The organism is Hydrogenophaga sp. OTU3427, from assembly GCF_038440225.1.
GTDB lineage: Bacteria > Pseudomonadota > Gammaproteobacteria > Burkholderiales > Burkholderiaceae_C > Hydrogenophaga.
Map to the genome: position 1 here is coordinate 85,971 of NZ_JASATI010000006.1, position 18,150 is coordinate 104,120.

16 protein-coding genes and 1 tRNA gene are annotated in these 18,150 nt (G+C 68.4%); 8 read left to right on the top strand and 9 right to left on the bottom strand.

Going from position 1 to position 18,150, the window contains the following annotated elements; translation table 11 throughout:
* Positions 1-8: 8 nt before the first annotated feature.
* Positions 9-1,616: an ABC transporter permease gene (locus AAHB17_RS05575; protein WP_342129507.1), complete on the top strand. Its 1,608-nt coding sequence runs from the start codon at positions 9-11 to the stop codon at positions 1,614-1,616.
* Between the two features lie 7 nt (positions 1,617-1,623).
* On the opposite strand, the gene AAHB17_RS05580 is transcribed toward AAHB17_RS05575, so the two are convergent.
* The gene (locus AAHB17_RS05580; RefSeq protein WP_342129508.1) at positions 1,624-1,923 is read right to left on the bottom strand and encodes an ATPase with chaperone activity; all 300 of its coding nucleotides are present in this window, start codon (positions 1,921-1,923) and stop codon (positions 1,624-1,626) included.
* 160 nt (positions 1,924-2,083) lie between these two features.
* On the opposite strand from AAHB17_RS05580, the gene AAHB17_RS05585 reads away from it, so the two are divergent.
* Both AAHB17_RS05585 and AAHB17_RS24720 read left to right on the top strand, forming a co-directional pair.
* Positions 2,084-2,623, top strand: coding sequence for a GAF domain-containing protein (locus tag AAHB17_RS05585; RefSeq protein WP_342129509.1), 540 nt, complete (start codon positions 2,084-2,086; stop codon positions 2,621-2,623).
* Positions 2,624-3,657: 1,034 nt separating this feature from the next.
* Positions 3,658-5,052: a putative bifunctional diguanylate cyclase/phosphodiesterase gene (locus AAHB17_RS24720; RefSeq protein WP_446719560.1), complete on the top strand. Its 1,395-nt coding sequence runs from the start codon at positions 3,658-3,660 to the stop codon at positions 5,050-5,052.
* Here the strand turns inward: AAHB17_RS24720 and AAHB17_RS05600 are convergent.
* Positions 5,012-5,086, bottom strand: a tRNA-Arg gene (locus tag AAHB17_RS05600). The two genes, AAHB17_RS24720 and AAHB17_RS05600, sit on opposite strands and share 41 nt — an antisense overlap.
* A gap of 141 nt (positions 5,087-5,227) precedes the next feature.
* On the opposite strand from AAHB17_RS05600, the gene AAHB17_RS05605 reads away from it, so the two are divergent.
* Together AAHB17_RS05605 and AAHB17_RS05610 are read left to right on the top strand one after the other, a co-directional pair.
* Positions 5,228-5,575: a hypothetical protein gene (locus AAHB17_RS05605; protein ID WP_342129512.1), complete on the top strand. Its 348-nt coding sequence runs from the start codon at positions 5,228-5,230 to the stop codon at positions 5,573-5,575.
* A gap of 8 nt (positions 5,576-5,583) precedes the next feature.
* On the top strand, positions 5,584-6,027 hold the full coding sequence (locus tag AAHB17_RS05610; protein WP_342129513.1) for a hypothetical protein: 444 nt from the start codon (positions 5,584-5,586) through the stop codon (positions 6,025-6,027).
* Between the two features lie 5 nt (positions 6,028-6,032).
* Here AAHB17_RS05610 and AAHB17_RS05615 read toward each other — a convergent pair whose 3' ends face one another.
* From AAHB17_RS05615 to AAHB17_RS05640, 6 genes are all read right to left on the bottom strand, one after another.
* Entirely contained in the window at positions 6,033-10,031 is a 3,999-nt protein-coding gene (locus tag AAHB17_RS05615) for a translocation/assembly module TamB domain-containing protein (RefSeq protein ID WP_342129514.1), read from the bottom strand.
* The gene (locus AAHB17_RS05620) at positions 10,028-11,773 is read right to left on the bottom strand and encodes an autotransporter assembly complex protein TamA (RefSeq protein ID WP_342129515.1); all 1,746 of its coding nucleotides are present in this window, start codon (positions 11,771-11,773) and stop codon (positions 10,028-10,030) included. Before AAHB17_RS05620 ends, AAHB17_RS05615 begins: the two co-directional genes overlap by 4 nt.
* A gap of 107 nt (positions 11,774-11,880) precedes the next feature.
* The gene (locus AAHB17_RS05625; protein WP_342129516.1) at positions 11,881-13,068 is read right to left on the bottom strand and encodes a vWA domain-containing protein; all 1,188 of its coding nucleotides are present in this window, start codon (positions 13,066-13,068) and stop codon (positions 11,881-11,883) included.
* A 16-nt stretch (positions 13,069-13,084) separates the two neighbouring features.
* Positions 13,085-13,699, bottom strand: coding sequence for a GNAT family N-acetyltransferase (locus tag AAHB17_RS05630; RefSeq protein WP_342129517.1), 615 nt, complete (start codon positions 13,697-13,699; stop codon positions 13,085-13,087).
* A 4-nt stretch (positions 13,700-13,703) separates the two neighbouring features.
* A complete protein-coding gene (locus tag AAHB17_RS05635; protein WP_342129518.1) occupies positions 13,704-13,931 on the bottom strand; it encodes a hypothetical protein in 228 nt (75 codons plus the stop codon).
* A 9-nt stretch (positions 13,932-13,940) separates the two neighbouring features.
* Complete coding sequence (locus AAHB17_RS05640) at positions 13,941-14,783, bottom strand: AAA family ATPase (protein WP_342129519.1); 843 nt, start codon at positions 14,781-14,783, stop codon at positions 13,941-13,943.
* A gap of 128 nt (positions 14,784-14,911) precedes the next feature.
* Here AAHB17_RS05640 and AAHB17_RS05645 point away from each other — a divergent pair, with 128 nt between their 5' ends.
* Positions 14,912-15,583, top strand: a complete 672-nt coding sequence (locus tag AAHB17_RS05645; RefSeq protein ID WP_342129520.1) for a c-type cytochrome — start codon at positions 14,912-14,914, stop codon at positions 15,581-15,583.
* 59 nt (positions 15,584-15,642) lie between these two features.
* Here the strand turns inward: AAHB17_RS05645 and AAHB17_RS05650 are convergent, their stop codons facing one another.
* Positions 15,643-16,077, bottom strand: a complete 435-nt coding sequence (locus AAHB17_RS05650; protein ID WP_342129521.1) for a DUF1841 family protein — start codon at positions 16,075-16,077, stop codon at positions 15,643-15,645.
* A 108-nt stretch (positions 16,078-16,185) separates the two neighbouring features.
* Between AAHB17_RS05650 and pcaF the strand changes: the two genes are divergently transcribed.
* Positions 16,186-17,388, top strand: a complete 1,203-nt coding sequence (pcaF, locus tag AAHB17_RS05655) for a 3-oxoadipyl-CoA thiolase (protein WP_342129522.1) — start codon at positions 16,186-16,188, stop codon at positions 17,386-17,388.
* Positions 17,385-18,149: a sulfite exporter TauE/SafE family protein gene (locus AAHB17_RS05660; RefSeq protein WP_342129523.1), complete on the top strand. Its 765-nt coding sequence runs from the start codon at positions 17,385-17,387 to the stop codon at positions 18,147-18,149. Before pcaF ends, AAHB17_RS05660 begins: the two co-directional genes overlap by 4 nt.
* The last annotated feature ends 1 nt before the right edge of the window (position 18,150 follow it).

Here is an 18,150-nt window from a genome sequence, read left to right on the forward strand (position 1 = left end):
CCCTGTCCATGACGCGCTGGCTCACTTCCGTTCCCCTGTTGCTGCTCACCTTGTTCCTGGCGCTGCCGGTGCTGGCCCTGGTCGCCTCGTGGTTGCGTTTCGACGCCGCCGCGCAGGACGTGTTGTGGCAGATGGCCCAGACCGTGTTGCCGGGCTACATCACCACCACCGTGGGCCTGTGCGTGGCGGTGGCGCTGGGGGTGGCGCTGGTGGGCATGGGCACGGCCAGCGCGGTGACGCTGTTCGACTTTCCCGGGCGACGCGTGATGGAGTGGGCGCTGCTGCTGCCCCTGGCCATGCCGGCCTATGTGGTGGCCTACGCCTACACCGATTTCCTGCAGTTCTCCGGACCGCTGCAGAGCGCGTTGCGCGAGGGCTTCGGCCTGCGCGGCCGCGTGTTCCCCGAGGTGCGCAGCCTGGGCGGTGCGGTCTGGGTCTTCACTTTCTCGCTCTACCCTTATGTGTACCTGCTGGCGCGCACGGCCTTGTCGGAGCGTGCCGCGCAGCTGATGGAGGCCGCGCGCCTGCTGGGTGCGCCGCTGGGTCGGCGCGTGCGCGAGGTGGCCCTGCCCCTGGCCCGTCCGGCGGTGGCGGCCGGTGTCGCCCTGGCGCTCATGGAAACCCTGGCCGACTACGGCGTGGCCAGCTACTTCGGCATCCAGACCTTCACCGCCGGCATCTACAAGGCCTGGCTGTCCATGGACATGCCCATGGCCGCCGCGCAGCTCGCCACGCTGCTGCTGCTGCTGGTGGCGCTGCTGATGTGGCTGGAACGCCGCGCCCAGCAGCGCATGCGCTTCACCGCGCAGCGCGGCGCCCGCAGCAACGGCGACGAGGCCCAGCCGGTGCGCTTGAGGGGTGGCCGCGCCGTCCTGGCCGGGGCCGTGTGTGTGGTGCCGGTGCTGGCCGGTTTTGTGCTGCCGGTCATCTTCATGCTGCGCCCGCTCCTGGGGGGCTGGAACGAGTTGCCCTGGGGCCCCTTCGTGTCGTGGGCCCTCAACAGCGTGCGCCTGGCCGGCCTGAGTGCCGTCCTGGCGGTGGCGCTGGCGCTGGTGATGGCGTTTGCTGTGCGCGTGCGCCCCGATGCCCTGACCCGTGGCGCAGTGCACCTGGCCAGCCTGGGCTACGCGGTGCCCGGCGCGGTGGTGGTGGTGGGCCTGCTGCTGCCGGTCGGCTGGCTGCAGCAGGCGGCGCCCGACAGCGGTGTGGGCGCCTGGGTCACGGCCACCGTTCTGGGCATCGTCTGGGCCTACCTGGTGCGCTTCTGCGCGGTGGCCCTGCAGTCGGTGCAGAGCGGCTACGCGCGTGTGCCGGCCAGCCTGGACGACTCCGCCCACATGCTGGGCACCACCGGCCTGGCGCTGCTGGGCCGGGTGCACTGGCCGCTGCTGCGGCGTTCGGTGGCGGCGGCCTCGCTGCTGGTGTTCGTGGACGTGATGAAGGAGCTGCCGGCCACCCTGGTGCTGCGCCCCTTCAACAGCGACACCCTGGCCGTGGTGACCTACCAGCTGGCCCGTGACGAACGTCTGGGCGAAGCCGCCCTGCCGGCGCTGGCGCTGGTGCTGGTCGGCCTGCTGCCGGTGATCCTGCTCAGCCGCACCCTGCGATCGCGCTGAGTGTTTGTCAGGCCGGCCAGTTCATCAGTTCGGCCAGGCGCGACACCACCCAGCCCGCTTCAGCGGCCGACACCACCGCCGGCTCGGTCAGCAGGCCTTGGCGGCAACGTTGCAACACGTCGTTTTCGGTGATGCCCAGAGTGACCAGCATGGTCGAGGCGGTGTCCGTCAGCATCTGCGCCATGTCCTCGCACAGCTCGTAGCGCTGCGCGATCTCGTCGCGTGGCAGGGTGGGCTTGATGCGGCCTTCGGGCACGTAGAGCGCGATGAAGGACGGCGGAATCAGGATCTGGCTGTCCTCTGACATGGGCATGGACTGGGTGGGATGACGGGTGGGGCGCCATTATGGGCTCAGGTGCCCGTTGTCAGGCATGGGCCGCCCTACGGTGATGGCAGACGCGGAGCACTTGATATATAGTGAATAAAGGTCAATCGCTTTGTCAGAATGCGGTTTGAAGGGAGCACAAATGAATAAGAAAATGGACATTCCGGTCGACTACATGCACCGCTGGCAAGAGATGGCCAATCTGATGGCGAATGCGGCCGGCGTCCCAGCAGCCTTGGTCATGCGGGTCTGGCCCGAACAGATTGAAGTGTTGATCGCCAGCCTGGGCGCGGACAATCCCTACGAAGAACACGAGATGGCGGACCTGGGCACGGGGTTGTACTGTGAAACCGTGATGGCCACCCGAGAGGCGTTGATGGTGCCCAATGCCCTCGTGGACGCCCAGTGGGACCACAACCCGGACATCAAACTCAACATGATTTCCTACCTGGGCGTGCCCCTGGTCTGGCCGGACGACAGCATTTTTGGTACGGTCTGCGTGCTGGACTCGAAGGAACACCAATATGGCCTGCCGTACCAACAACTGCTGCGGGAACTCAAGGGCGTCATCGAGGACGACTTTCGAGCCATCTGCGAACTCGCCCCTTTGCTGAGCAGCGATGCGCGGCGCCTGCGGTTTGAATCCGTCGCCAAGGTGCTGCGGGGAAACGCAGCGCACTAGCTGTGTATGTAGGTAGGGCAGTGGGAGCGCTGCACTGAATGAACTTCATTCCTTCCCCATACCTTCGCAAGTGGCAGAAGACAGTTGACCTTCTTGCGTTGCTGATTGCGGACCATGACGCCAGAATGTCGCGGCTGGAGCCCGACGGACGCATGGTCGTTATGCTCTCGGCGGGCGCGGGTCGGGGTCCGCAGCCGGGGCAGGTCTTGCCGGCGGACTTTTTTTGCCATCGGGTGATCAGGGACCGAGAGATGTTGTCCGTGGCGGTGACGTCGCCGGGACCCGCTGAAGGGCCCCGTGGCAGTTACCTCGGTGTGCCGCTGCTGTGGCCCGACCGATCGGTGTATGGGACTCTGTGTGTGTGTGCCGATGGCCCCTGCGTGCAGGAGGTGGCGTGGCAGCCCTTGGTACAGCAACTGAGGCAGCTGATCGAAAGCGACCTGCGCACCCTGCACTATGTGCGCGCGGTGGACGTGCAAAAGGAGCAACTGGAGGGGCGGCTGCACGCGCGCCATGTCGAACTGGAAGCGCTCAATGAACGGTTGGCCCAGGAGCTGGAGCAAACCCACAGGTTCAGCGAGGCGCTGCGCCAACTCACCACCAGTGGCGATGCGGCGTATGGTGAAAGCTTCTTCCGCAACCTGGTGCAGCAACTGGTGCGGCTGTTTGGCGGCAACCACGCCTACGTGGCTGTCTTTGACCAAGCCGCAGGCCCGCACGCAACGACCTTGGCCATCTGTTCTGATGGTCAGCGGGCTCCGAATTTTTCCTACAAGCTGGGAGGTATGCCATGTCAGGCACTGCTGACACAGCCCAGCCTAGTCATCCCGCAGCGCTTGCAACAGTTCTACCCCAACGCTACCTGGCCCGGACCGCTGCAGGCGCAGAGCTACGTTGGCGTGCAGCTCTGCGGTGCCCAGGGCCTGCCCATCGGTGTGCTGGTGGTGCTGGGCCGTGCCGAGCTGCCGGACAGCCAGCTGGCCCGACAGTTGATGGAGCTCACCGCGACACGTACCAGCACCGAGATCCAGCGCATGCGCGCCGAAGGTCATTTGCGGCGCTTGATCCACGAGGACGATCTCACCGGTCTGGCCAACCGCACCCGCCTGCAAGCGCACTTGCGTGAGGCGATCGTCCGGGCGCAGCGCGACAACGGCGTGCTCGCCGTCCTGTTCATCGACCTCGACAATTTCAAGACCGTCAACGACTCGCTGGGCCACGATGTGGGTGATGCCTTGCTGATCGAGGTGGCTCGGCGGCTGCGGTGTTGCTTCCGGGACACCGACGTCGTGGCTCGCCTGGGTGGTGACGAGTTCGCTGTGGTGCTGGAAGGCCAGGATGTCGAGGCCCTTGACCTGATGGGTGAACAGATCATTCAGCGGTTTACCCAGCCTTGCGACTGCGGCGACCATGAACTGTTTGTCTCCGTGAGCATCGGCATCAGCCAGTACCCCGGGGACGGCATCGATGCCAACAGCCTTCTGCGAACCGCGGACGCCGCGATGTACCAAGCGAAAGAGCTGGGCAAGAACCAGTTCCAGTATGCGTCCCAGGCGCTGAAACAGAAACTGCAGCGTGACCAGCATTTGGGCACCCGCTTGCGCAAGGCGTTGATGGCGAGGCAGTTTGACGTCCACTACCAACCCAAACTGGACATTGCCAGTCGGACCATTACCGGCGCGGAAGCATTGATTCGCTGGACCGACGCCGAATTGGGACCGGTCTCCCCAGCCGAGTTCATTCCCATTGCTCAACGCACCGGCATCGTTGACGGTATTGGGGAATGTGTCGCCGCCCGTGTGGTCAGCGACATTTTGCGCTGGCGTGCCATGGGCATACAGCCACCGTCGATAGCCATCAATGTGTCGCCCAGCCAGCTGCGCGACAACCGCTTTGCGCACTGGTTGAACAGCCTGCTGAAAGCACATGCACTGGACCCAGCGGTGCTGACCATCGAACTGACCGAAGATGCCGTGATGGCCCATGGCGAGGCGGGCATGAGCGCGCTGGAAGACCTCTCAGCACGTGGTTTTCGGATCAGTATCGATGACTTCGGGACCGGCTATTCCTCGCTGTCCTACCTGCGCCGCATGCCCATTCACGAAGTCAAGATCGACCGCAGCTTTGTGAGCGGCATTGCCATCCGCGAAGACGACAAGGCCATCACCGCAGCCATCCTGAGCATGGCGAGGACGCTGGGTTTGGTGGTGGTGGCTGAAGGCGTGGAGCAGGAAGCGCAGCTTCAAGTGTTGCAACAGCTGGGCTGTGAGGTGGCTCAGGGGTATCTGTTTCACAGGCCCATGCCCGAGCCACAGTTACAAGCCTTGTTGCTGCTGGCGGCCGCTGGCATGGACCTCAGTGCAAAAGGCGCGCCTGAGCGTCAGGATGTGGCGCCCCCAGCAGGAATCGAACCTGCATCTAGCGCTTAGGAGGCGCTCGTTCTATCCATTGAACTATGGCGGCGGGCCGGGCGATTCTACCGATGCTGGCGGGGTTCCTCGGACCGGCCCCGGGCGGCAGGCTTGCCCTAGGGGAATGCGATCCCTAGAATGTGAAATAAGGTCAATGCGCACCGGCGATCCCGGTGGTCTCCCTGGAGCCTCCATGTTGCCCGTCAACTCCGCCGTGAACAGCTACAGCAGCGTGGCCGCCGTCAGTCCGGCGGCCGGGGTGCGCCGTGCCGATCCGCCAGCGCAGCCGCCCCGCGCCACACCCGACACCGCGGCGGAGCCGCCGCGCCCCTCGGTGGTGGTCAACATCAGCACGCAAGCGCGTGAACAACTGGCGCGGGTGGCCGAGGCACGCGCCGAAATCCGGACCGACACCAGGGATCTGCAGGCCCAGGCGGCCGATGCGGCAGCGGCGGCGCAGGACGAGGTGGCCCGGGCCTCGGGTCCGTCGGCGCCAGAACCGGCCGAAGCCCAGCGCAAGGACCCGGTGCGGGCCGGCTGACTCACACCATGGACGTCGCCGGCATCGCTCGTGTTGGGGCCTATGTGCCCGCCCAGCGGCTGCAGGCCGAGCGGGCCGCGGCGGCCGCGCAGAGCCGGGCCGACCGGTTGGCGTTGGAGAGCGACCAGGCCCGCAGCGAGGCCGAGGGCCTGCTGCAGCGGGCCGACCGGCTCAGCGAGGCCTCGGCGCAGGCACGTGGCCAGGCCGACAGCGCACGCCGCGCCGGCCGGGACACCCCGGCGACCAGCCAAGCCGTCGGCCAAGCCCTGCAGGACGAGCTGCCGACCGCCTTGCGCGCCAGCGCGCCTCCCCTGGCGCGTGATGCCGGCCTTGGGCCGCAGACACCCGCACCAGGCAACCTGACCGAACGCATCGCATCGCTCAACCTGTACGCCAGCGTGGCCGGCGCGGGGACCACGATGGCGTCGCCACCGCTGGATGCCGTGGCGTAGCGGGCCTAGTCGTAGGGCAGGGTGAAGATCAGGTCCACCGCGTTGTCCTCGCCGGTGCGGGCACGTAGGGTCAGGCGGCGCGATACGTCGTAGAACAGCGAAAAGGTGCCCAGCGTGCCGGCGAGGCTGCGCTCGTAGGCCACGTAGAGCCGGCTGGACACGCGCTTGCCCAGCGTGAACGTGGCGCCGCTGACCGTCTCGCCACTGGCGTTCGTGGTGGTGGTCCCGCTGCCGCGCACCGAGACCTCGTCCAGCCCGAACAGCTGCCCCAGCGGATTGCCGCCCGAGCCGCCACTGAGCAGGGCCACGGCGGCCTGTTGCAGCAAGGCGGCTTCGGCGCCGCCGCCAGCGGCGCTGCGGCCCAGCACCAGCCAGGCCAGTTTTTCGCTGTCGGGCAGATCAGGCTCGGCGTAGAGCCGCACCTGCGGCGCCTGCGCTGTTCCACGTATCTGCACGCCCACGCGCTGGGTGGTGAAAGGGCGGATGGCCAGCACGTCCAGCGCCGGGTTGTCGTAGGGACCGACAAAACGCAGCACACCCTGTTCAATGTCGAGCCGTTGGCCATAAGCCCGGTAGGTGCCCCGGCTGGTCCGCACCTCGCCCAGCACCCGTGGCGTGGGTTGGCGCGGGGTGCTGATGAGTTGCAGCTGGCCTTCCAGCCGGGCTTCCAGTCCATGGCCGCGCACGTCGAAGGATTCGCCGAGGTCCAGCGTCAGCTGGATGTCGGGCTCGACCCGCTGGCCGTTGCCGCCACTGCGGGGGGGATCGCTGCGGCGGCGCACCACCACGTCGGCCCCCAGGCTGGGGGTGTTTTCATCGGGCAGGACGAAGCTCGCCTGGTCGGCCTTCAGGTTGCCCCGCAGCTGCAGCCGGGCGCCGCTGAGTTGGGCCTCCACCGCGCCGCTGACGGTCAGGCGCCGGTCTGCCCGCGCTGACACGCGCAGCCGCTCCACCTGCGTCTGCAGGCTGATTTCGGCCTTCGCCGGCTGGTCCGGCCCCGTGCCTGGCCGTTGCCAGCGGGCGCTGCCAGTGGCGCGCAGGCTGCCGCCGCTGGCCGCCCCGCCCGGTCCTTCGATGCTGAAGCGCTCGATGGCCAGCCGGTCGCCCTGCAGGCTGGCGCGCAACTCGCCGTTGACGAACTCGATGCCGTCGACCACCGAGCGCAGGGCCAGGCGCTGGCCCGCCAGCTGGCCACTCCAGCGCGGCGCGGCGCGGGTGCCCGAGAGTTCGGCATCGGCCTGGGCGGTGCCGCTCATGCGCCAACCCGGAGGCGCCAGGGCAGACCACAGGCCGACCTGAGGCAGGGCTGCCCGCAGCCGGCCCTGCAAGGGGGCGTCGGCTGGCCATTGTGGGCCAACCATGCCCCCCTGCCAGCTGCTGCTGGCGCTGGCGTCGATCTGGCCGGCCAGCGCGCTGTCCCAGCGCAGGCTGGCCTGGACCTGGGCGCCGGCGATGCCCAGCGTGAGCGCGGCGGTTTTCAGGCCGGCCGCCAGCGGCTCGACGTTGCCGGCAGGGCCGCCAGCCCGCAGCGCGAGGTCACCGCTGCGGCGTTCCAGCGTGATCTGGCCGCGCGCGCCGGCCGTGCCCTGTGCCGGTAGGTCCAGGTCCCAACGGCCATCGAGCAGCAGGTCGCCCTCCAGGCCAGCGTCGGCCAGCAGGCCCTCGGGCGCCTGGTCGCTGTGGGTCAGGGTGTCGATCCAGCTCAGTGGCAGGCCGCGCAGCTCGCCGCGCGTGACGAGTGGGCCGTTGGCGCGCCAGTGGCTGGTGTCCCAGCGCAACTCCAGCCCTTCCGTGCCCATGGCCGCCGCGCCCAGCCGCAGCCGGCCAGCCGCGAGTTCCAGGCCTTCGTTGCCCAGGCGCAGCACCAGGGGTGCGCCTGGCTGCAGCTGCCAGTTGGCCAGGCGCGCCGGCGTGCCGGCCAACTGCGCCTGCAGGGTCAACGGGTCCGCCGTGAGGCTGAGGCCACCGGCCTCTGGCCGAGCGCTCCAGCCGCTGTCGATCTGAATGCGGTGGCCTTGCCACCCGATGCGCCCCTTCTGACTCAGGCGCCAGCCACCAGCCTGGGGATGCAGCTGCGCATCCCAGCCGCTCAGCTGGAGGGTCTTGCCCTGGGCCAGGACATCGAGTTGGGGCAGTTCCAGTTGCAGGTCCAGGGGCAGGGCCGCCAGCCCTTGAGCCCGCTGCCAGGCCGTGGTTTTCGGGTTCGACCATGCTGCCCAGGCCTGCTGGCCACCGGTCCAGCCGCCTTGCCAGCCCAGGCGCAGGCGGCCCTGGCCGCGCAGGGCGAGGTCGGCCGGCCAGGGTGTGTCGGGGGCCAGACGCTGGCTGATCTGGCGCAACCAGGGCAGCAGGCGTTCGGCCTGTTGCACCTGCAGTTCGGTGGAAGCCTCGCCGCTGCGGGCCGCGAGTTGCCCCTGCCAGCGGCCACTGGCGCCCGGCACCTGCCAGTCGCCCTGGCTGCTGCCGCTGCGCTGGGCGCTGTTCCATTGGCCTTGGGCCTGCAGGCGGGCCTGCGGCAGTTGCAGTTGTGCCTGGTCCAGCGTCCAGGTGTCGCCGTTCTGGCGCAACGTGAGATCGGCCGCCTGCAAGGCCAACGGATGCTTGTCGGCGGACGCACCCGCGCTGGGCTGGGCGCGCAGCCGCAGCGACGTCGCCTGGGCGGTGTCGCTGCCGGCCTGGGCCGACAGGTCCAGCCGCTGGGTGGGCAGGGCGCTGTGCAGGGCGGCCGGGTTGAGCTGGCGCCAGCGCAGCGTACCGGTGGCCTGCCAGCTGGCGCCGGCTTGGGCGGGGGGCATCAGTTCGCCCTCGCCCTGCAGGCTGCCCTGGCCAGCCACGGCCTGCAGCTCGTTCAGCTGCCAGCGTGGGCCTTGTTGCTGCAGCTTGGCCCGCAGCTGCTCCAGCGGCAGGCGTTGCTGGTCCCAGGGGCCGCTTTGGCGGTTGTTCAGCGCCAGCTCGGCCGACCAGCCCGCGGCGCTGGGCCGGGCGCTGGCCTGGCCCGACAAGACCGTGCGCGGTGCGCCCGGCCACAGCGTGGCGAGGTCGACCCGTTCCAGTTTCAGCTCGGCGCTGTCCACCGGCTGGTCGGCCCAGGGCCGCAGCGTGGCCTGCAGGTCGGCCTCGGGCAGGCGCTGCACCTGCTCGGCCGGTGTCGATGACACCGGCTGGAGGCTGGCGCGGAGCTGCAGGCGGGCCTCGGGCCCGGCCAGGGTGCCGCGCAACGTGCCCTGGGCCAGCAGCGGGTGGGCCGCCAGGCCGCGCAGCAGCTGGTGCGCGGGCAGGCTCACGTTGCCCTGCAGCGAGGCCTCGACGGCCATGGGGGCGGTGCCACCCAGCTGCAGCCGGGCACTGTAGCGGCCCTGGGCCACTTGAAGGGTGTCGATCTGCAGGTCGTGCTGTTGTCTGGTGTCGTAGCGGTAGCGACCGCTCAAGGCGCCGGTCGATACGGTGACGCTGCCCTGGTAGTTCAGCGCGCCCAGATCCAGCGGCAGGTCCAGTTGCAGGGGCAGGGTGAATTGCGTCAGCGGCGTGGTGGGCACGGACGGGCGCTGGTCGACGATGTCCAGCGCGTCGATGCGCAGTTGCCGCAGCCGCAGGCCCTGGCCACGCACCAGACCCAGCCACACCGCGGGTGTCCATTGCAGGCGGATGCCACGCGCGTCCACCGAGAGGCCGTTGTGCGACCAGCGCAGCCGCTCGATCTGGCCGCCGTCGATCAGCCGGTTCCCGCCGGCCTGGGGGCCGAGCTGCACCTCCAGCGTGCCGCGTTCGGCGGGGCGCTGGGCCGTCCACGCGGCGGCCCAGCGCAACGCCTGGTCCAGCGAGCCCGCTGTCTGCGCCCAGCCCGCGATCAGCAAGGCCAGCGACACCAGCAGCGCCAGCAGGGCACCGGGCCACCATGTCAGCAGCCAGGCCAGCCCGCTGCCCACCCCCCTCAGCCGGCCGCGCCGGCGTCGTGTGGGCGTCGCAGGTGTGGCGGTGACGACGGGTGGTGTGGAGTCGCTCAAAACGTCAGCCCCACGCTGAGGTGAATGCGCCAGCGCCGGGTCTCCAGGCCGTAGGCCAGGTCGACCTGCAGCGGCCCCACCGGGCTGTTGTAGCGCACGCCGGTGCCCACGCCATAGCGTGGACGCAGGTCGGTGGGCCGGTCGGCCACCGAGCCGGCGTCGATGAACACGGTGTGCTCCCAGTCGGTGAGCACGCCATTGCGCCGGATGGGGCGCTGCCATTCGACACTCGCCACCCCCAGGTAACGCCCGGGCAGGACGCTGCCATCGGCCTGGGCCACGCCCAGCTCGCGCACGCCGTAGCCGCGCACGCTGACGTCGCCGCCCGCCAGGAACCGCTGCGTGGCCGGGATGCGGGCGCGTTCGGCCGCCCACACCGCGCCACCCTCCAGGCGCACCGCCAGGCGCCCGGCGTCGTTGTCTCCGGCCGACAGCGGCCACAGCGATTGCCAACGCAACCGACCGCGCAGGTAGGGCAGGTTTTCCGTACCGCCCAGGGTCATGCCGGCGCCCAGTTCCACCGCCAGGCCGTGGCCGCTGCGGGGCAGCACCAGGCTGTCGAAGCGGCGGCGCGTCCAGGCGTAGTTGGCGCTGACGGCCGACTCGGCCTGCAGTGGTCCGAGCGCCCGCAGCGCCGCGCTGTCGCTGCGGGCGCGGTCGTACTGCAGGTAGAAGCTGCGGTCCAGCGCGGCGGTGGTGTGGGATCGGCCGGCGCGCAGCCGCTGGCTGGTGATGGCCAGATCGTCGCTGCGTTCGCGCTGGGCCAGCGCGCCGGTGCTCCAGCGCCAACCGCCATCGTCCACCGGCGACGCCAGCTCGGCTTCCAGCAAAGGTGTATCGCGCTCCAGCCGGGCGCGTGTGGTGGCCCGCCAGTTCAGGCCGGGCACCTGGTGGTGCACGTGCTCGATGCTCAGGCGCGGGCCGCTGTCGGTGCTGGCGCCGACGCCCAGCACCAGCTTCTGGCGCGGGCTCTCGCGCAGCTGCAGCACGACCGGCGCGGCCTCCGGCGGACCGGCGGTGTCCACATAGACGAAGGCCGATGCGTAGTAGCCGCTTTCGGCCAGGCGCTGCTGGGCGGCCTGCAGGTCGGCCAGGGCGTAGACCCGTCCCGGCACCAGCCCGGCCAGGCGGGCCAGGCGCACGGCGTTCTCGGCCGGGTAGCGGTTGGCGCCTTCCACCCGCACCTCGCCCAGTGTGTAGGCGGCACCCAGGTCCAGCACCAGGCTCAGGTGGGCGCTGTGGCTGTCGGGGTCGATGTCGGCCAGGCTCTCCGCGAGACGGGCGGTGGGGTAGCGCGTGCCCGTGAGGCTGCGCAGGGTGCTGGCCTTGGCCTCGTCCCAGGCCGCCTGGGTAAAGCCCAGGCCAGGGCTCAGCGACCAGGCCTCGCGCACCGCCTGAAGGCGCGCGGCGGCCTCGGGGTCGGCGCTGGCCTGCGGGGCCAGATCGATGCGCACGGAGGCCACCTGTGTGGCCGGGCCAGGGTCGACCTCGATCAGGACCCGGGGCCGGGCGGCGCCGGCTGGGTCGGGGTCGGCCACGCGCAGTTTCACCACCGGCGAAAAATGGCCTTGTGTGGCCAGCAGTTGCCTCAGGTCGGCCGGTGCCTGGGCCACCAGGCGTTCCAGCTCGGTGCGGTCCAGGTCGGGCAGGTCGCGAAAACGCAGGAGTTCGGTGTGGCGCAGCAGGAAGCTGCGCAGCGGTTCGGGGGCTTGCAGCTCGACCTCAAAACGCGGGCCGGCCACGGCTTCGACGCTGGGTGCTTCGGTGGCGGCCTCGGGGGTGCTGGTCTGAGCGCACAGGGTGCCGCCGCCCAGGCCCAGCAGCAGCGCGCACAGCAGCGCGCGTGGCCTTACTTGGACAGCTGGCGCATCGCGTCTTCCAGCCCCTTGAGGGTCAGCGGGAACATGCGGTGCCCCATGATCTGCTGGACGATGGAGATGCTCTGCCGGTACTGCCACACGCCCTGCGGTTCCGGGTTGATCCAGGCGAACTTCGGAAAGGCGTGGGTCAGGCGTTGCAGCCATTCGGCCCCCGCCTCTTCGTTGTTGTATTCGACACTGCCACCAGGTTGCAGGATTTCATAAGGGCTCATCGTCGCGTCGCCGACGAAAATCAGTTTGTAGTCCTTGTTGTATTTGCGGATGATGTCCCAGGTGGGAAACTTTTCGGCATAGCGCCTGCGGTTGTTCTTCCACATGAAGTCGTAGACACAATTGTGGAAGTAGTAGTACTCGAGGTGCTTGAGTTCGTTCTTGGTGGCCGAAAAGAGTTCCTCGACGCGGGCGATGTGTTCGTCCATCGTGCCGCCCACGTCCATCAGCAGCAACACTTTCACATTGTTGTGACGTTCTGGCTGCATCTTGATGTCGAGGTAGCCCGCGTTGGCCGCCGTGCGCCGGATGGTGCCGTCAAGGTCGAGTTCGTCTTCGTGGCCCTCGCGTGCGAACTTGCGCAGCCGGCGCAGCGCCATCTTGATGTTGCGCGTGCCCAGCTCCTGGCTGTCGTCGTAGTCTTTGTAGGCGCGCTGTTCCCACACCTTGACGGCGCTTTTGTTGCCACCCTTGCCGCCGATGCGTATGCCTTGCGGGTTCTGGCCGCCGTTGCCAAACGGGCTGGTGCCGCCCGTGCCTATCCACTTGCTGCCGCCTTCGTGCCGGCCCTTTTGCTCTTCGAGCCGCTTCTTGAGCGTCTCCATGAGCTCGTCCCAGTCCATCTTGGGCGCGTTGGCCTTCTGCTCGTCGCTGAGGAGGCGTTCCATTTCCTTGCGCAGCCAGTCGGCGGGGATGGGCTTGGTGAAGTCGGCCAGCATCTCCACGCCCTTGAAGTAGGCGGCGAACGCGCGGTCGAACTTGTCGAAGTGCTTCTCGTCCTTCACCAGCGCGGTGCGGCTCAGGTAGTAGAAGTCGTCCATGGTGCAGGCGTCGGGGTTGCGCGGCCCGACCACGTCGGCCTGCATTGCCTCCAGCAGGGTCAGGTATTCCTTGACCGACACCGGCAGCTTGGCCGCCCGCAGCGTGTAGAAGAAGTCGATCAGCATGGGGCCTCCTTGGGGTTCAGCCCCTGGGCTTGGTCATCTGGTGGTTCAGGTGCGCCTTCACCGCCGGCCACTCGCTGGCGATGATGCTGTAGACACAGGTGTCGCGCAGGCTGCCGGCGGCGGCCGGGTGCGGGTTGACCTGGTGGTTGCGCAGCACGCCGTCGAGCTTGGCGCCCAGGCGTTCGATGCCTCTGCGGCTCTGGTGGTTGAAGAAGTGGGTGCGGAACTCCACAGCGATGCAGCCCAACTGCTCGAACGCATGGCTCAGCAGCAGGCGCTTGCACTCGGTGTTCACGGGGCTGCGCTGCACGGCGCGGCGGTACCAGGTGGAGCCGATCTCGACGCGTCGGTTCGTGGCATCGATGTTCATGTAGGTGGTCATGCCCACCGCCCGCCCGGCCAGCCCGCCTTCGAGCGCAATGACCGCAAACGGCAACATGCTGCCTTTGGCTTGCAGGCCCAGGCGGCGGTCGATTTCGGCCGCCATGCCCTCGGGCGTGGGGATGGCGGTGTACCAGTGGTCCCACAGGTCGCCGTCGTTGACCGCTTCCACCAGGTCGTCGTGGTGCTGCTGGCCCAGGGGTTCCAGCCGTGCGTTGAGACCGACGAAGGTGATGGGTTCAGGCCACATGGGTTTACTCCGGGGTGCGGGTGGGTGACCGTGCCGCGCGCCAGCGCCGCGCGGCCTGCAGGCCCAGCCCGCCGCCGAGGCCCACCAGGGCGATGGCGATCAGGCTGGCGGTGCCATAGCCTTCGCTGAACAGGTCCAGTCCAAGCAACTGGCCGAGCCCGAAGCCGGCCAGTGCGCCGCCCACGAAGCCGATGGCGTCGGACAGGCCTTCCATCAACGGGTGCTGGGCCATGGCGGGCTTTCAGCGGTTGCGCTGGTTCATGAAGACCAGTTTTTCGAACAGGGTCACGTCCTGCTCGTTCTTGAGCAGCGCGCCCACCAGCGGCGGGACGCTGACCTTGTCGTCCTGGCTCTGCAGGGCTTCGAGCGGGATGTCCTCGGCCATCAGCAGCTTGAGCCAGTCCAGCAGCTCGGAGGTGCTGGGCTTCTTCTTCAGGCCCGGCAGGTTGCGGATGTCGAAGAAGGTCTTCATGGCCGCGGTCAGCAGCTCGTTCTTCAGCTGGGGGAAATGCACGTCCACGATCTGTTTCATCGTGGTGGCGTCGGGGAACTTGATGTAGTGGAAGAAGCAGCGGCGCAGGAAGGCGTCGGGCAGCTCTTTTTCGTTGTTGGAGGTGATGAACACCAGCGGCCGGTTCTTGGCCTTGACCAGCTCGCGCGTCTCGTAGCAGTAGAACTCCATGCGGTCGAGTTCGCGCAGCAGGTCGTTGGGGAATTCAATGTCGGCCTTGTCGATCTCGTCGATCAGCAGCGCCACCGGCTCCTCGGCGGTGAAGGCCTGCCACAGCACGCCCTTGACGATGTAGTTGTGGATGTCCTTGACCCGCTCGTCGCCCAGCTGGCTGTCGCGCAGGCGGCTGACCGCGTCGTATTCGTACAGGCCCTGCTGCGCCTTGGTGGTGCTCTTGATGTGCCACTGCAGCAGGGGCATGTTCAGCGCCTGGGCCACTTCCTCGGCCAGCATGGTCTTGCCGGTGCCGGGCTCGCCCTTGACCAGCAGCGGGCGCTTGAGCGTGATGGCGGCGTTGACCGCCAGCATCAGGTCTTGCGTGGCGACGTAGTTTTCTGAGCCTTTGAATTTCATGGTGGTCGGTGGTGCAGGGTCTGTGCGGGGGCCGAGGTCCGTGTCCGGGGGCGGAAAATCGGCGCGGATCGAGTCTATATAATCCGCCGTTGATTTTCGTCAAACGACCCACCCATTGTGCTTGCAAAATGAACAAACAGTTGTCCCCTCTGCTGAAGCCGGTTGTCGCTCTGGTGACCTTGACCCTGGCGACGTTTGCGGCCCAGGCCCAGGCCGTTGCGGGCGACGTCAAGGCGGGTGAGTCCAAGGCGGCCATGTGCATCGGTTGCCACGGCATCCCGGGCTACCAGAACAGCTTCCCCGAGATCCACAAGGTGCCCAAGATCCAGGGCCAGTCGGACAAATACATCGTCAGCGCCCTGACCGCCTACAAGAAGGGCGACCGCAAGCACCCCTCCATGCGCGGCATCGCCACCTCGCTGAGCGAGCAGGACATGGCCGATCTGGCAGCGTTCTATGCCGCCCAGGGCACCGGCGCCATCGCCGAGACGCCTTCCAAGGCCGCGGCCGGCCCGGTGGCCGACCTGCTGACCAAGGGCGCCTGCGTGTCCTGCCACGGAGCCAATTTCAGCAAGCCCATCGACCCCAGCTACCCCAAGCTGGCGGGCCAGCATTCGGACTACCTCTACGTCGCGCTCAAGTCCTACACGGTCACGGGCAACCAGGTCGTGGGTCGCTCCAACGGCGTGATGGCCGGCATCGCCAAGCAGTTCAAGCCGGCCGAGCTCAAGCAGATCGCCAGCTACCTGGGCAGCCTGGACGGCGAGCTGCAGACCAAGCCCGAGTCGCGTTTCCGCTGATTGCCGGGTTCACCCCAGCAAAAGGCCGCTCCATGAGCGGCCTTTTGTGTTTCTGGGGGTCAGTCTCTGGTGGCGCGGGCCCGCACCCGCTCCAGGTAGGCGTGCCCATCCGGCGGACGGCCGCTGCGCTGGCTTTCCCACAACATCTCGCCCAGGCATTCCATGACCTCGTGGTGGGCGTCGTGCAGGGAATCGCGGCGCGCCACCAGCAATTCCACCGCCTGGCGAATGCCCGGCGGCTGGTCGATGGAGCACTGTTCGCTGATGGACAGGTGCATGGACAGGTGCAGGAAGGGGTTGCTGGCCTGCGGATCGGCCGCCTCCATGCGCTGCAGCGCGCTGTCCACGTCGGCCAGCTCGGCATGGAACTCCGGGTGCTCGGCCATCCACAGCTGTGCCAGCGACTCGATGGCTTCCATCGGCTGACCTTGTTGCCATTTGCTGTAGACCGAACAGAAGAAGCGCCGGACGTCGGCTTGTGAGGGGGCAAACATGGTGGCTTGAAGGGGCGATGGCGGGGGCGGACGGGGTGGCTGCGGAGCATAAGCGAGAATCGCCACACCACCCGTTGACCGATTTTCAAACCCTCCGGAGGAGACCCCATGACCCAAGCCTTCATCTGCGACGCCATCCGCACCCCCATCGGCCGCTACGGTGGCGCGCTGAGCAGCGTGCGCACCGACGATCTGGCCGCCATCCCGCTGCGTGCCCTGATGGCGCGCAACCCGAACGTGGACTGGGCCAGCGTGGTGGACGTGATCTTCGGCTGCGCCAACCAGGCCGGCGAGGACAACCGCAACGTCGCCCACATGGCTTCGCTGCTGGCGGGCCTGCCGCTGGAGGTGCCGGGTGCCACCCTCAACCGCCTGTGTGGCTCAGGCATGGACGCCGTGGGCACGGCCGCGCGCGCCATCAAGTCGGGCGAGGCCGGCCTGATGATCGCCGGCGGCGTGGAGAGCATGAGCCGCGCGCCCTTCGTGATGCCCAAGGCCGAGAGCGCCTTCAGCCGCAGCAACGCGGTGTACGACACCACCATCGGCTGGCGCTTCGTCAACAAGCTGATGAAGGAAAAATACGGCGTCGACTCCATGCCTGAGACGGCCGAGAACGTGGCCACCGACTACCGAATCGAACGCGAGGCGCAGGACCGCATGGCCCTGGCCAGCCAGATGAAGGCCGTGGCCGCGCAGCAGGCCGGGCACCTGGCGGCCGAGATCACGCCGGTGAGCATCGCCCAGAAGAAGGGCGAGGCCATCGTGGTGAGCCAGGACGAACACCCGCGCGCCACCAGCCTGGAGACGCTGGCCAAGCTCAAGGGCGTGGTGCGCCCCGACGGCACGGTGACCGCCGGCAACGCCAGCGGCGTGAACGACGGCGCCTGCGCGCTGATCCTGGCGAACGAAGCGACGGCGGCCAAAAACGGCCTGACGCCGCGTGCCCGCGTGGTGGGCATGGCCACGGCCGGCGTGCCGCCGCGCATCATGGGCATCGGCCCGGCGCCGGCCACGCAGAAGCTGCTGGCGCAGACCGGCATCTCGCTGGCGCAGGTCGACGTCATCGAGCTCAACGAAGCCTTCGCGGCCCAGGGCCTGGCGGTGCTGCGCCAGCTGGGCCTGCAGGACGACGACCCGCGCGTGAACCAGTGGGGCGGCGCGATCGCGCTGGGCCACCCGCTGGGCGCCAGCGGTGCCCGCCTGGTGACCACCGCCACCAGCCAGCTGCACCGCGTGGGCGGGCGCTACGCGCTGTGCACCATGTGCATCGGCGTGGGGCAGGGCATCGCGCTGCTGCTGGAGAAGGTTTGAGCCTTGCGCTGATCACCGACCCGTATTTCTATGCGGTGTCCATCCCGGCGGTGCTGCTGCTGGGCTTGAGCAAAAGCGGCTTTGGCGCCGGCTTCGGTTCGCTGGCGGTGCCCATGATGGCCCTGGCCGTCTCGGTGCCGCAGGCGGCCGCCATTCTGATGCCGGTGCTGCTGATGATGGACCTGCTGGGCCTGGCCGCTTTCCGCAAGGACTTCGACATCCCGATGCTGAAGTTCCTCATCCCCTGCGGCCTGGTCGGCATCGTGATCGGCGCCTTGTTGTTCCGCGTCCTGCCCGCCCATGTGGTGGCGGGCCTGGTGGGCGTCTTCACGCTGGTGTTCCTGGCCCAGCGCCTGCTGTTTCCGCCCAAGCCGGACAGCGCGCCGCCGCCACGCTGGCTGGGGGCCTTGCTCACGGCCACCTCGGGTTTCACCAGCTTCATCGCGCACGCTGGCGGTCCGCCGATCAACGCCTACATGATTCCGCTGAAGTTCTCGCCGGTGAAGTTCACCGCCACCATGGCGGTGTTCTTCTTCGTCATCAACCTCAGCAAGTGGGTGCCCTATGGCCTGCTGGGCCTGCTGGACACGCGCAACATGGTCACCTCGCTGGCCTTGCTGCCTTTTGCGCCGGTGGGGGTGTGGGCGGGGGTCAAGGTCGCGCGGCGCATCCAGCCCAGGTTGTTCTACCGGTTGGTCTACACCGGCATGTTCCTCACCGGCGTCAAGCTGCTGTGGGACGCCTTCGCCCACGTGGGCTGAC